This window comes from Variovorax sp. J22P240, assembly GCF_030316855.1.
Taxonomy (GTDB): domain Bacteria; phylum Pseudomonadota; class Gammaproteobacteria; order Burkholderiales; family Burkholderiaceae_C; genus Variovorax.
Map to the genome: position 1 here is coordinate 675,424 of NZ_JASZYR010000001.1, position 12,034 is coordinate 687,457.

General features: G+C 64.3%; 14 protein-coding genes. 10 read left to right on the forward strand and 4 right to left on the reverse strand.

Annotated elements, in window-relative coordinates; translation table 11 throughout:
* Window positions 1–20 precede the first annotated feature (20 nt).
* Window positions 21–572, forward strand: a complete 552-nt coding sequence (locus QTI24_RS03285; protein ID WP_286598294.1) for an NADPH-dependent FMN reductase — start codon at window positions 21–23, stop codon at window positions 570–572.
* Between the two features lie 36 nt (window positions 573–608).
* On the opposite strand, the gene QTI24_RS03290 is transcribed toward QTI24_RS03285, so the two are convergent.
* Entirely contained in the window at window positions 609–1,256 is a 648-nt protein-coding gene (locus tag QTI24_RS03290) for an FMN-dependent NADH-azoreductase (protein ID WP_286598295.1), read from the reverse strand.
* A gap of 125 nt (window positions 1,257–1,381) precedes the next feature.
* Between QTI24_RS03290 and QTI24_RS03295 the strand changes: the two genes are divergently transcribed.
* The 7 genes from QTI24_RS03295 (at window position 1,382) to QTI24_RS03325 (ending at window position 7,437) form a co-directional block, all read left to right on the forward strand.
* Entirely contained in the window at window positions 1,382–2,299 is a 918-nt protein-coding gene (locus tag QTI24_RS03295) for a LysR family transcriptional regulator (RefSeq protein ID WP_286598296.1), read from the forward strand.
* 152 nt (window positions 2,300–2,451) lie between these two features.
* The gene (locus tag QTI24_RS03300; RefSeq protein ID WP_286598299.1) at window positions 2,452–3,030 is read left to right on the forward strand and encodes an RBBP9/YdeN family alpha/beta hydrolase; all 579 of its coding nucleotides are present in this window, start codon (window positions 2,452–2,454) and stop codon (window positions 3,028–3,030) included.
* Window positions 3,027–4,028 carry a sulfate ABC transporter substrate-binding protein gene (locus QTI24_RS03305; protein WP_286598300.1) on the forward strand — a complete coding sequence of 334 codons (1,002 nt, stop codon included), beginning with the start codon at window positions 3,027–3,029 and terminating at the stop codon, window positions 4,026–4,028. Before QTI24_RS03300 ends, QTI24_RS03305 begins: the two co-directional genes overlap by 4 nt.
* Window positions 4,029–4,922, forward strand: a complete 894-nt coding sequence (cysT, locus tag QTI24_RS03310) for a sulfate ABC transporter permease subunit CysT (protein WP_286598301.1) — start codon at window positions 4,029–4,031, stop codon at window positions 4,920–4,922.
* Window positions 4,919–5,818, forward strand: coding sequence for a sulfate ABC transporter permease subunit CysW (gene cysW / locus QTI24_RS03315; RefSeq protein WP_286598303.1), 900 nt, complete (start codon window positions 4,919–4,921; stop codon window positions 5,816–5,818). Before cysT ends, cysW begins: the two co-directional genes overlap by 4 nt.
* 12 nt (window positions 5,819–5,830) lie before the next feature.
* Window positions 5,831–6,922 carry a sulfate/molybdate ABC transporter ATP-binding protein gene (locus tag QTI24_RS03320; protein ID WP_286598304.1) on the forward strand — a complete coding sequence of 364 codons (1,092 nt, stop codon included), beginning with the start codon at window positions 5,831–5,833 and terminating at the stop codon, window positions 6,920–6,922.
* On the forward strand, window positions 6,907–7,437 hold the full coding sequence (locus tag QTI24_RS03325; protein ID WP_286598305.1) for a disulfide bond formation protein B: 531 nt from the start codon (window positions 6,907–6,909) through the stop codon (window positions 7,435–7,437). Before QTI24_RS03320 ends, QTI24_RS03325 begins: the two co-directional genes overlap by 16 nt.
* On the opposite strand, the gene QTI24_RS03330 is transcribed toward QTI24_RS03325, so the two are convergent.
* Window positions 7,407–8,099 (reverse strand): P-loop NTPase family protein, encoded by a 693-nt coding sequence (locus tag QTI24_RS03330; protein ID WP_286598307.1) that lies wholly within the window; start codon window positions 8,097–8,099, stop codon window positions 7,407–7,409. The genes QTI24_RS03325 and QTI24_RS03330 overlap by 31 nt on opposite strands.
* Before the next feature lie 198 nt (window positions 8,100–8,297).
* Between QTI24_RS03330 and QTI24_RS03335 the strand changes: the two genes are divergently transcribed.
* Together QTI24_RS03335 and QTI24_RS03340 are read left to right on the forward strand one after the other, a co-directional pair.
* Window positions 8,298–8,615, forward strand: a complete 318-nt coding sequence (locus QTI24_RS03335; RefSeq protein WP_286598308.1) for a helix-turn-helix transcriptional regulator — start codon at window positions 8,298–8,300, stop codon at window positions 8,613–8,615.
* Window positions 8,612–9,982 (forward strand): type II toxin-antitoxin system HipA family toxin, encoded by a 1,371-nt coding sequence (locus tag QTI24_RS03340; protein WP_286598309.1) that lies wholly within the window; start codon window positions 8,612–8,614, stop codon window positions 9,980–9,982. Before QTI24_RS03335 ends, QTI24_RS03340 begins: the two co-directional genes overlap by 4 nt.
* A 3-nt stretch (window positions 9,983–9,985) precedes the next feature.
* Here QTI24_RS03340 and QTI24_RS03345 read toward each other — a convergent pair whose 3' ends face one another.
* Both QTI24_RS03345 and QTI24_RS03350 read right to left on the reverse strand, forming a co-directional pair.
* Complete coding sequence (locus QTI24_RS03345; RefSeq protein ID WP_286598310.1) at window positions 9,986–11,278, reverse strand: esterase/lipase family protein; 1,293 nt, start codon at window positions 11,276–11,278, stop codon at window positions 9,986–9,988.
* An 8-nt stretch (window positions 11,279–11,286) separates the two neighbouring features.
* Complete coding sequence (locus tag QTI24_RS03350; protein ID WP_286598311.1) at window positions 11,287–11,916, reverse strand: hypothetical protein; 630 nt, start codon at window positions 11,914–11,916, stop codon at window positions 11,287–11,289.
* Window positions 11,917–12,034: the final 118 nt, after the last annotated feature.

Genomic DNA, 12,034 nt, shown 5'->3' on the forward strand with positions numbered 1-12,034 from the left:
CCCGCTTCCAAGGAGTTTCCATGAGCCAGACCAAGATTGCTGTCGTCATCGGCAGCCTGCGCAAGGATTCGTTCAATCGCAAGCTCGCACTCGCGATTGCGCATCTCGCTCCCAAGGATTTCACTTTCGAGCATGTGCGCATCGACGACCTGCCGCTCTATGACCAGGACCAGGACGGCAACCAGGCGCCGCCGGTCAAGCGTCTCAAGACGGAGATCGCGGCCGCCGATGGCCTGCTGTTCGTCACGCCCGAGTACAACCGCTCGATTCCGGGCGTGCTCAAGAACGCGCTCGACAATGCATCGCGGCCTTACGGCCAGAGCGCATGGGCCGGCAAGCCGGCGGGCGTGGTGGGGATTTCGGTTGGCGCCGTGGGCACCGCGGTAGCGCAGCAGCATCTGCGCACCATCCTGGCCTACCTCGATGTGCCGACGCTGGGCCAGCCGGAGGTCTTCCTTCAGAACAAGGAAGGGCTGTTCGACGACAAGGGGCATGTCGCCGAAGGCAGCAAGCAGTTCCTGCAGGGTTGGGTGGACAAATACGTGGCCTGGGTCAAGAGTCACAAGGGGTGAGCCCTCGCCGGAATCGGCAAAGGCTCACCTGGAGGGTCAGGCTGCCAGGATGGCTTGATCCTGGTTCGCTGCCTGGCCAATGGCTGCGGCAATGTCGGCACGGGCCGAGCCAATCGCAGCGGCCTTAGGCGCATCGCCCATCGCCACGCCTTCGGCGCGCACGAAGCGCACGTCGGTCACGCCGAAGAAGCCGAAGACCACCTTCAAGTAGCTCTCCTGGTGTTCCATCGCCTGACCGCCTTCGCTGGTCGAGTAGATGCCGCCGCGGGTCGACGCGACGATCAGGGTCTTGCCGGTAGCCAGGCCGACCGGGCCCTTGTCGGTGTACGTGAAGGTGCGGCCGGCTTGTGCGAGACGGTCGATCCAGGCCTTGAGCTGGGTCGGCACCGTGAAGTTGTAGAGCGGGGCGCCGACAACGATCACGTCCGCGGCCAGGAACTGGCTCACCAGGCGTTCGGAGACTTCGTTTTCGCGACGCTGGGCTTCGGTCGGCTCGGCTTGCACGCCGACCTTGATGCCGAGGGCGTCGGCATTGAAGTGATTGGGGGTGTCCACCGCGAGGTCGAGGTATTCGACGGTCGTGTTGGGGTGGCTTTTGCGCCATTCGGCCACCACTTCGGCGGTGAGCTGGCGGGAAACGGAGTTGGTTCCCAGGACGCTGGAATCGACGTGCAGCAGTTTCATGATCAACTTTCTTGAAAAGTGCCGGCACTAATCGGTCGGCGTGGGAAGAATTCTATTTTTGTAGCGATTCTTTGATAAGTCGGCAAAAATGGCCTAATTCGTTCCATGAATAGGACAATGAGGCGATGCAAGACCTGAACGACATGGTGTTTTTCGCCGAGGTGGCTGAGCGAGGCGGCTTTGCCGCGGCCAGTCGGGCCTTGGGTATCCCGAAATCACGACTCTCGCGGCGCGTGGCCGAACTGGAGGCCGAACTCGGGGTGCAACTGATGCAGCGCAGCACCCGGCGCTTGTCTCTGACACCCGCCGGCGAGATTTACTTGCGGCATTGCGCCGCGATGCGCGATGCGGCGCAGGCGGCGGCCGAAGCGGTCGCGCAGGTGCAGACCGAACCGAGCGGCACGGTGCGCCTGAGTTGCCCCGTGACGTTGGCGCAAAGCAGTGTCGGCCCGCTCATGCCACGGTTCATGGCGCGCTATCCGGCAGTGCGCGTCGAGATGCGCGTACTGAACCGGCCGGTCGATCCGGTCGAGGAGGGCGTGGATCTCGCGCTGCGCGTGCGGCCCGAGATCGAGGACAGCGCCACACTGGTTGCAAAGACCTTTGGCATCAGCCGGGGAATCCTGGTCGGCAATCCCGAACAGCTGCAGCGCCAGGGGCCGGTGCTGGTACCGGCGGACCTGCACAAGATCGACACAGTGGCGATGTCCACGGGCGACGGCCGGGCCAACTGGCGGCTGGAAGGCCCGGCGGGCAAGGTGATCGTGCATACCCACACGCCGCGATATATCGCCGACGACCTGCTGACGCTCAAGTTCGCGGTCGTTCAGGGGACTGGCGCTTCGGTGCTCCCCGACTACATGTGCCGCAGCGAACTCAAATCCGGAGTGCTGGTGGAGGTGCTGCCGGGCTGGGGGCCCGCACCGGGCATCACCCACGTCATGTTTCCGGCCCGCCGCGCGCTGGTACCGGCGGTGCGGCGTCTGATCGACTTTCTGGTGGAAAACCTGGACAGCGATGAGCCTCACGACCTTGCCGGCTGAGTCCTTATGCGAAAAACACCATATTCAAACAAGTAGATATTCGTTTGTCATTGAAGCAATGCTTTGGAGAATCGCCGGTCCCCCTCCTATCCAAGAGCGACCATGGCGACCCTGCGATTCGGCGACATCGCCCCCAACTTCATCCTTCCCGCGTGACACGACCGACCATCGTCATCGTGCCGGGCTGGCGCGACTCCGGTCCGGGTCATTGGCAAAGCCTGTGGGCCGAGCGGATGCAGGGCGCGGTGCGCGTGGAGCAGGACGACTGGATCACACCGGTTCGCGCGGCGTGGGTCGCCTCGCTCGAAAAGCTGGTGCTCGAAAGCCCAGGCCCTGTGGTGATCGCCGCCCACAGTCTGGGTTGCATCGCGACCACGCACCTGTCCGAAGCCGCTGCGGCGCGCATCAGTGGCGCACTGCTGGTGGCGCCGGCCGACCCTGAACGCCGTGCCGTCCTGACCGATTTCGCACCCGTGCCCTATGCGAAGCTGCCGTACCGGAGCATCGTCGTGGCGAGCAGCAACGACCCCTATTGCCCCGTGCGCCTGGCCGGCGCGTATGCCCGCGCCTGGGGAAGCGAATTCGTTCGGATGCAGAATGCCGGCCACATCAACATCGATTCCGGGCATGGCGACTGGCCTCTGGGCCTGGCACTGCTCCAATCCTTGACGGACGAGCCGACCACACTCCTGGACGGCCGTCGCAATTTCGAACCTTTGGCAACTCTATGACTTCCAGAATCAAGACGATCCTCGGCGCTTTGGTGCTCGCTGCCAGCAGCGCCGCTTCGGCCCAGACCAGCCTCCTCAACGTCTCCTACGACGTGGCACGCGAGTTCTACAAGGACTACAACGCCGCTTTCGTGGCCCACTACAAGAAGACCACGGGCAAGGACGTCAAGATCGACCAGTCGCACGCCGGCTCCAGCGCCCAGGCGCGCGCCGTGGCGGACGGCCTGGAAGCCGACGTGGTGACGATGAACACCACCACCGACATCGAATTCCTCGCCAATGCCGGCGTCGTTGCCAAGGATTGGGCCAAGCGGTTTCCGTACAACGCCGCGCCCACCACCTCGACCATGCTGTTCCTGACGCGCAACGGCAACCCGAAGAGCATCAAGGACTGGGACGACCTGATCAAGCCCGGCGTGCAGGTCGTTATCGTCAACCCGAAGACGGGTGGAAACGGGCGCTACGCCTACCTCGCGGCCTGGGGTTACGTGAAGAAGAAGGGCGGCACCGACGCGCAGGCGGCGGAGTTCGTCGGCAAGCTGTTCAAGAACGTGCCGATCCTCGCTCGGGGTGGCCGCGATGCGACGACGGCCTTCTTGCAGCGCAACATCGGCGACGTGCTGATCACCTTCGAATCCGAAGTGGTCTCCATCGATCGCGAGTTCGGCGCGGGCAAGGTCGATGCCGTGTACCCGTCGATCAGCATCCTGGCCGAAAACCCGGTCGCGGTGGTCGATCGCACGGTCGCCAAGAAGGGCACCGGCGACCTCGCCAAGGCCTACCTCGACTACCTCTACTCCGATGAAGCGCAGGAGATTGCCGCCAAGCACGCGCTGCGCCCGCGTTCGGAAGCCGTGCTCAAGAAGTTCGCTTCGACCTTCAAGCCGGTGCAGCTCTTCACGGTGCAGGAACTGTTCGGCAGCCTGAGCGAAGCGCAGAAGGTGCACTTCAACGACGGCGGCCAGTTCGACAAGCTCTACACGCCTGGCGCGAAGTAAATGAGCGGTGCCATTTCCACGGCGCTGCCGTCCTCGGCGGCGCCGCTTGCGCGCGCGGGGACCAAAGGTGTGTCCCGGCGCGTGCTTCCGGGCTTTCACCTGACGCTCGGCTACTCGCTGCTGTACCTCAGCCTGATCGTCCTGATCCCCTTGTCGGCGCTGGTCTTCAAGACCTTCACGATGAGCTGGGAGCACTTCTGGGTGGCAGTAACTGCGCCGCGCGTCATGGCGTCCTATCGGCTGACCTTCGGTGCCTCGCTGTTCGCTGCGCTGGTCAACCTCGTGTTCGGCCTGCTCGTCGCGTGGGTGCTGGTGCGCTACAAGTTTCCGGGCAAGCGCATCGTCGATGCGCTGGTGGACCTGCCGTTCGCACTGCCCACCGCGGTGGCCGGCATCTCGCTGACCGCACTGCTCGCCGGCAACGGCTGGGTGGGTCAGTTCCTCGAACCGCTGGGCATCAAGCTAGCCTTCACGCCGGCGGGCGTAGTGATTGCGCTGATCTTCATCGGCCTGCCCTTCGTGGTGCGCACGGTGCAGCCGGTGCTTGAAGATACCGAGAAAGAACTCGAGGAAGCCGCGACAAGCCTCGGCGCGACGCGCCTTCAGACCTTCATGAAGGTGATCCTGCCGTCGATCATGCCGGCGTTGCTGACCGGCTTCGCGATGGCTTTCGCACGTGCGATCGGCGAGTACGGTTCGGTGATCTTCATTGCCGGCAACATGCCGATGATCTCGGAGATCACGCCGCTGATCATCATCGGCAAGCTCGAACAGTACGACTACGCGGGTGCGACGGCCGTGGCGCTGGTGATGCTGGTGATCTCCTTCGTCCTGCTGCTGGTTATCAACGGGCTGCAGGCATGGCAGCGCCGTCGCTCGGGAGCCTCGACATGAGCGCGAACGCCAGGACCATTCGCCGAGAAAAGGCGGGGACGACAGAGTCGGCATGGGTGCGCTGGACGCTGATCGGCATCGCGATGGCCTTCATGTTCCTGTTCCTGGTGCTGCCGCTGGCTGCCGTCGCAGCCGAGGCGTTGCGCAAGGGCTTCGGCGCCTACGTCGATGCGTTGAAGGAACCCGATGCGTGGAGCGCCATCCGCCTGACCCTGCTGACGGCAGCGATCGCGGTGCCCATGAACCTCGTCTTCGGCATCGCGGCCGCCTGGGCGATCGCGAAGTTCGAATTCCGCGGCAAGGCCTTTCTCACGACCTTGGTGGATTTGCCCTTCGCGGTGTCGCCGGTGGTGGCGGGCTTGATCTACGTGCTGGTGTTCGGCGCGCAGGGCTGGTTCGGGCCGTGGCTCGCGGCGCATGACATCAAGATCATCTTCGCCGTGCCAGGCATCGTGCTCGCGACCGTGTTCGTGACCTTTCCCTTCATCGCGCGAGAGCTGATTCCGCTGATGCAGGCGCAAGGCACCGAGGAGGAGCAGGCAGCGATCGTGCTGGGCGCGACCGGATGGCAGACCTTCTGGCGCGTGACGCTGCCCAACATCAAGTGGGGGCTGATCTACGGCGTGATCCTCTGCAACGCGCGCGCCATGGGCGAGTTCGGTGCGGTGTCGGTCGTGTCGGGCCATATCCGCGGGCAGACCAACACCATGCCGCTGCATGTGGAAGTGCTTTACAACGAATACCAGTCCGTCGCCGCCTTCGCGGTGGCCTCGCTGCTCGCGATCCTGGCGCTGGTCACGCTCGTCATCAAGTCCTTCGTCGAATGGCGCCACGAGCGCGAGATGAAGGCCATCGCCGACCTGCCGCCCGAACGACCGACGGCCGTCGCGACCTGAAAGAGAGAAATCATGAGTATCGAAATCCGCAACGTCAGCAAGCAGTTCGGCGACTTCCACGCGCTGCGCGATGTGAGCCTCGACGTCTCGTCGGGTGAGTTGGTCGCGCTGCTCGGCCCCTCGGGCTGCGGCAAGACCACGCTGCTGCGCATCATCGCGGGGCTGGAGACTGCCGACACCGGCAGCATCCTGTTCTCGGGCGAGGACACTACCGACGTGCATGTGCGCGAACGCCAGGTGGGCTTCGTCTTCCAGCACTACGCGCTGTTCCGCCACATGACCGTGTTCGAGAACGTGGCTTTCGGCCTGCGCGTCAAGCCACGCAGCGCGCGGCCGAGCGAGGCGCAGATCAAGTCCAAGGTTCACGACCTGCTCAAGCTGGTCCAACTCGACTGGCTGGCCGACCGCTATCCGTCGCAGTTGTCCGGTGGCCAGCGTCAGCGCATCGCGTTGGCGCGTGCGCTGGCGGTGGAGCCGAAAGTGCTGCTGCTCGACGAGCCTTTCGGCGCTCTCGACGCCAAGGTGCGCAAGGAACTGCGCCGCTGGCTGCGTCGCCTGCATGACGAACTGCACGTGACCAGCATCTTTGTCACGCACGACCAGGAAGAGGCGCTCGAAGTCGCCGACCGCGTGGTGCTGATGAACAGCGGCAAGGTCGAACAGGTCGGATCTCCGCAGGACGTGTGGGACCATCCCGCGAGCCCCTTCGTCTACGGCTTCCTCGGCGACGTGAACCTGTTCCACGGCCGCGCCCACGAGGGCGAAGTGCACGTCGAGGGCATCCGCATCGAGACGCAGGAGAGCGCGTTTGGAGATGGCAAGGCGCTGGCCTATGTGCGTCCGCACGACCTGCACATCGAACGCTACACGGCGGGCGCGACCGGCATCGTCGCGACCTTGAGCCGCGCCATCGTCGTCGGCCCCATCGCGCGGCTGGAACTCGAACCGGTCGAATCGAATCCAGATAATCCGGGCTCCGGAACCATCATCGAAGCGCAACTCCCTGCGCAACAGTTCCGGGACCTGGGCCTGAAGGAAGGCGACACCGTCGTCGCCACGCCGCGCAAGGCCCGGGTGTTCGTTGAAGAATGGGTTTCGCCTTGATCGATTGGTATTTTGGTGCGCCTCGGCGCGCGTTCGCTCTGATATTCGCTGCCTGCGTGGCGATGCTCGCCTTCGGGATGTACTTGCAGCATGTTGTCGGCCTCGAGCCGTGCCCGATGTGCATCGTGCAGCGTTACGCGTTGGTGTTGGTCGCGATCTTCGCGGGCCTCGCGGCTGCCAGCAATCGCAGGGGACTGCAGGTGACCGGATCGCTGCTGGGGCTCATCATGGCCGTCGGCGGCGCCTACACCGCCGCGCGCCAGAGTTGGCTGCAATGGCACCCGCCGGAAGTCGTGTCCTGCGGACGCGACATCTACGGAATGATCGAGACTTTCCCGCTGCAGCGCGCCCTGCCGATGATTTTCCGCGGCGCCGGCGATTGCTCTCAGATCGACTGGACCTTCCTCGGGCTGTCGATCGCGAACTGGTCCTTCATAGCCTTCACCGTGTTCGCGGTGTTGTTGCTGGCTCTGCTGTTCCGTCGTCAGAGCGGAAGCGTGTCGAAGGCCGCGTAGGCGGTTGCGAGCCAGGTCTTCACGCGCTGGCGTTCCAGCAGTCCCAGCGCGTGCGGTCCTTCGCGGTCGTTGACCGCCTTCCAGAAACTCGTGTTGCGCGCATCGATCTTGCGCATGCTGGCGTCGTGCAGCCGGGGCAGGGCAATCACGCGAGCGCCGTTCGCCGTCGCCTTGCTGAGCGACTGCGATCCGAGCAGCAGACCGAAGTCGCTTCCTCGGCCGTAGTTCTGCACGACGATGTAGTTCGGTCGATCGCCGAAGGTGTCGATCAGCACGCCCAGCAGGTCGCTCGAATCCTTGCCGTCGTCGAGCACGTGCCAGAAGTTGACCGCCACGCCAAGTTCGGCGAACACGTCGAACAGGTCGGACTCCTTGATCCAGCGCGACAGCGGCGCCAGCGTCTGCGCTGCCAGGTCGACGATCACGCTTTGCTGCGGATTGGTTTCGAAACCGTTCACGACCGTGTCGAGGCCCTCGAAGCTGTCCACCACCACCGGCGAGGCGAAGCCTTCATAGAAGCGGGTGAAGGAACTGTGCGAGCGATCGGTGTCGAAGCCGACGAAGGGCCGGCTGTGATCGATGAAATACTGCGCCAGAACCCGTGCCGTGACCGACTTGCCGACACCGCCCTTTTCGCCGCCGATGAAATTGATGGAGCTCATGAGGTTCCTGGGTGAATGGGTTGGAATGTGCGAATCATTCTAGGGGCCGAGTTATCGAGACAGCGCTCGTTGCGCACTTTGCCCATTAAAATATGCGAAATTCGAATGTGGGCATCGTGATACGCAAACAGTCTTGACTTGATCCCTCTATCTGCGCAACATGATTTACATAATTAATACTTGCACAATGTAATGGGCATGACCAATCTCGCCGAAATCGGCCGCTTCTTGCGACAGGCGCGCAAGGAGCGGGCCATGACGGCGTCCGAACTGGCGCTGAAAGCCGGCGTTTCCCGAAACACCCTCGGCGCGCTGGAGGCCGGGCGCGGCAATGTCGAACTGAACACCTTGCTGGCGCTGCTCAGGACGCTCGAGCTGGAAATGCAATTCGTGCCCCAGGCGGTCGCAGCCTTGACCCGCGGCGACATCGACACCAGATTCACGGGCCTGCAGGAGGAGGTCGACAGCCTGATGCCAAGGTCTCGGAGAAGCCCGCAGGCCAGGCCGATCCGATGAGCGTCGTACGGTCGCTGCGCATCCGGCGGGGCAGGACGGATGTCGGCTCTCTGTTCGGGCTGGACGATGGGCGGGTGTACTTCAGGTTCGACGACGAGTACGCGAAGAACCCGAAGCGTCCCGTCCTGTCGCAGCTTTACGTGGTTGCGCCGGCCATTGCGGGCAGCAGCGAAAGAATGGCGCAGGCGATCGCCGAGGCCGAGGCCGCCACCGTCGCGCAATTGCTGGACCCGGCCCTTGACGTGAACCGCGGCGACGGCAAGTTCGGCCTGCCGCCCTTCTTCCAGAATCTGCTTCCCGAGGGGCCGCTGCGCAAGCAACTCGTCGGAGACATCGGTCTGGAACCGAATGACGAGCTCGGCCTCCTGGCCGCCTGCGGAGGCGATCTTCCCGGCGATGTCTGGGCGGACGCGGAGACGCTGGAGGAGAGCGCACTCGGGCGCCTGATCGGCCAGAGCCGCGACAGCTACGAAATGAGTTCGGGGCAGGTGCCGACGCCGCAACAGACCTCGATCTCGGGCGTGCAACCCAAGATGGCGCTGGTGCACGGCGGGCCGGGGCGCTATGTGATGCGCTCCAGGCAATCGGACGAAAAGCATTTCATCGGCAAGCTGCCGACGGCCGAATACGACCGGCTGCCCGAGGTCGAATACAGCTCACTGAAGCTGGCTGCGGCAGCCGGCGTGAACACCTGCGAGGCCTCTCTGCAACCGCTGTCGGCCATCGCGGACCAGTTGCCCTATGCACTCCAGAAAGACGAACGCAACTTCCTGCTGGTGTCCCGTTTCGATCGCGACGTCGACACCGAGACCCGGCGCCTGCACATGGAGGATTTCGCGCAGGTCACGGGCACGCCGTCCGAGTACAAGTATTCGGGCACCTACGCAGCCATCGGCCTGCTGCTCAAGCGTCGCTCGGCCAAGGGGGAGGCCGACGTGGCCGAACTGCTGAGGCGCATCAAGGTCTCGGAGCTGCTCGGCAATTACGACGCGCACCTGAAGAACTTCAGCCTGATCTACCCGCCGGGCCAGATCTGGCCCGAACTGTCGAAGGCCTACGACATCGTTGCCTATGGCGTGTACTTCAAGGGTTCGGGGCACGGCCTGCAGTTCTTCCCCGGCCAGAAGGACCGGACCCTGTTGACGCCTGCAACGCTGCGCCAACTTGCCAACGCGTGGGACATCCCTGAAAAGCGGCTTTCCGAGGTTGTCGCGAACTGCGTCGATCAGGCCATGAGGACATGGCCCGTCCTGTCGAAGGAACTGCCGCTCACGCCTGCTCACCGGGCGCGACTGGCCGAGCACATCGAATCCAATGCCAGCGTCGTGTCATGGCGCAGGCGCCATCCCGACGCGGTGTGGTTCTAGGCTTCAGTGGGTGGCCGGGAGCCGGTTCGCCTCATCGCGCATGCGCTGCATGAGTTTGTCGATCATCTCGCTCGACCGAAGAATCGAGACGTGACCCTCGTCGAAGCCGAAGACGTAGTTCGCGCGGGCCTGAATGTCGGGCGCCAGCACGCTGTCCAGCGATACGGAGCCGTCGTTGTTGCCGGCGACGAAGCGCGAAGGGCCGCCGAAGCCGAAGAACAGCGTGTACCGGATGTCGGCAGGCCGTGGATTGACCATCAGTTCGCTCAGGTATGGCGAGTTCGGGGCCATGTCGAGCCATGAGCCGGGAACGCGCGTCGGCCCGATGTCCGCCCACCGTGCGGCCGAATGGCCCAACCACGGCGTGGAGATCGTCACCACGTGATGCACCGGCGGCGTGCGGCCTTCGCGCACGATGATGTTCAACGCCCCACGGGCCACCAGCCCTCCCATGCTGTGCGCGACGACGATGCTGGTGGGGAAGCCATATCGGTAGTGAAGTTCGTCGACGGCGTTGTTCAGGAACAAGGCTGAAAGGCCGATGGAAAAGCCCGACGGATAGAAGAAGACCCACGGCTGGAAGCGCGTTCGATCCAGCTTGTCGATGACGTATTCCCAGTTGCGGGGCGATCCGCCGACCCCGTGCACGAAGATCACTGGAATCCGCTTCGGGTCGTAGGGTTCGAGCATGAAGAGGCCGGCGCGGCCTTCCTCGATGAATCGCAGGGGCTGGAACAGGCCTTCGCGCACCCGGTTCGGTGCGAATCGGCCTTCGTCGATGGTGGCCTGTGCGCCGAATCCCTCGTTGCGCCGACGCACGAGTGCGGCATAGGCCTCGTCGAAGACGGGGGGCAGGGTTTTGGCGGTTGCTGTGGCTGGAATCCGGATGCGGCCAAGGCCCTTCGCCGAGGTGGGCGGATCGTCGACCGCCTCAATGCCCAGCGCGGTGCCTTCGTAGAGCACCGCGGGCTCGCCGGCTGCGTAGACCATGTCGCGATCGACGTCCTCGAAGGCGAGGATCCCGTACTGCGCTGGCGGGCCTGCGAGGTGATAGACACCCCGGCTTCTCGGAATCACGTCGAGGAAGACGGGTTCCGGCTTGGCACCGAGCCGGTACAGCACGACCACGATGGGGCCGCGAGCCTCTTTCTCGGTCTCGACGATTCCGGTGAAGTACATCGCGTCGCCCAGCCGCCTCATTTGCTGGTCGGCCTGGAGGAGCCCGCAACCGCTCGCCATGACGCAAAGCGCCATCAGCGCGATACGCAGTGCACGCGAAAGGGCTTGGGCTGGCATCGTCGGCATCAGTTCTTGGGCACCATCGAGAAGAACGGCCCGAGACTACCCAGAAACCAGTTCTGGCTGAAGTCGAGCGCGGCGCGGCGGTATTTTTCGTCTGCCTGTGCGGCGAGCAGGTCAAGTCGTGCGACCACCTTGGACAACTCTCGATCCACCACCAGGTTGCGCCCGCGTTCGCTGATCTCGGTCGCCAGCAGCAGGGGCTGTCCGTCGGGACCGGTCTTGGAGCCGATGAGCCAGAGAGAGATTTCCACATTGCGTGCGGCACGAAAGCTGTTCTCGGCGTTCACCCCATCGAGCATGGTCTGGTCCCAGGTGTTGCCATTGGCCTGCTTGAGCAGGGACGCCCAGCCCACCACCAGTGCCGCGACGCGGTCACCCTCATAGGCCTTCGGTACGGTCGTCTCGAAGGCCAGCCGGATGGCGTCGATGCCCGTCGCGCCTCGCAGTTGGGGCAGGGCGGTTTCCTGCGAGATCGAATCCCAGGTTCGTTGGACGGCGTCGTCCGAACTGGCGGCCCACTTTCGCCATTCGCGCGGATTGCGCCGGTACAGCGACACCTGTACCCGGCGGACGGACTGGAGGTTGTCGCGCAGCGCGAGGTGGCGATGCGATTGCTGCCCGTCTGCAGCCATTCGTTGTTGGCGTAGGGTTCGGCGCGTTCGGTGGATGCGCATCCGGCCCCGCCCATCGCCGCGACGGCCGCGGCAAGCAGCAGGCCACGGCGTCGGAAGGCAGGGAAAACGGGGGTCT

Bases quoted from the DNA above. Each gene is read 5' to 3' on its own strand.
- QTI24_RS03285 (WP_286598294.1), top strand. From the start codon at position 21: ATGAGCCAGACCAAGATTGCTGTCGTCATCGGCAGCCTGCGCAAGGAT.
- QTI24_RS03290 (WP_286598295.1), bottom strand. From the start codon at position 1,256: ATGAAACTGCTGCACGTCGATTCCAGCGTCCTGGGAACCAACTCCGTT.
- QTI24_RS03295 (WP_286598296.1), top strand. From the start codon at position 1,382: ATGCAAGACCTGAACGACATGGTGTTTTTCGCCGAGGTGGCTGAGCGA.
- QTI24_RS03305 (WP_286598300.1), top strand. From the start codon at position 3,027: ATGACTTCCAGAATCAAGACGATCCTCGGCGCTTTGGTGCTCGCTGCC.
- cysT (WP_286598301.1), top strand. From the start codon at position 4,029: ATGAGCGGTGCCATTTCCACGGCGCTGCCGTCCTCGGCGGCGCCGCTT.
- cysW (WP_286598303.1), top strand. From the start codon at position 4,919: ATGAGCGCGAACGCCAGGACCATTCGCCGAGAAAAGGCGGGGACGACA.
- QTI24_RS03320 (WP_286598304.1), top strand. From the start codon at position 5,831: ATGAGTATCGAAATCCGCAACGTCAGCAAGCAGTTCGGCGACTTCCAC.
- QTI24_RS03325 (WP_286598305.1), top strand. From the start codon at position 6,907: ATGGGTTTCGCCTTGATCGATTGGTATTTTGGTGCGCCTCGGCGCGCG.
- QTI24_RS03330 (WP_286598307.1), bottom strand. From the start codon at position 8,099: ATGAGCTCCATCAATTTCATCGGCGGCGAAAAGGGCGGTGTCGGCAAG.
- QTI24_RS03335 (WP_286598308.1), top strand. From the start codon at position 8,298: ATGACCAATCTCGCCGAAATCGGCCGCTTCTTGCGACAGGCGCGCAAG.
- QTI24_RS03340 (WP_286598309.1), top strand. From the start codon at position 8,612: ATGAGCGTCGTACGGTCGCTGCGCATCCGGCGGGGCAGGACGGATGTC.
- QTI24_RS03345 (WP_286598310.1), bottom strand. From the start codon at position 11,278: ATGCCAGCCCAAGCCCTTTCGCGTGCACTGCGTATCGCGCTGATGGCG.
- QTI24_RS03350 (WP_286598311.1), bottom strand. From the start codon at position 11,916: ATGGCTGCAGACGGGCAGCAATCGCATCGCCACCTCGCGCTGCGCGAC.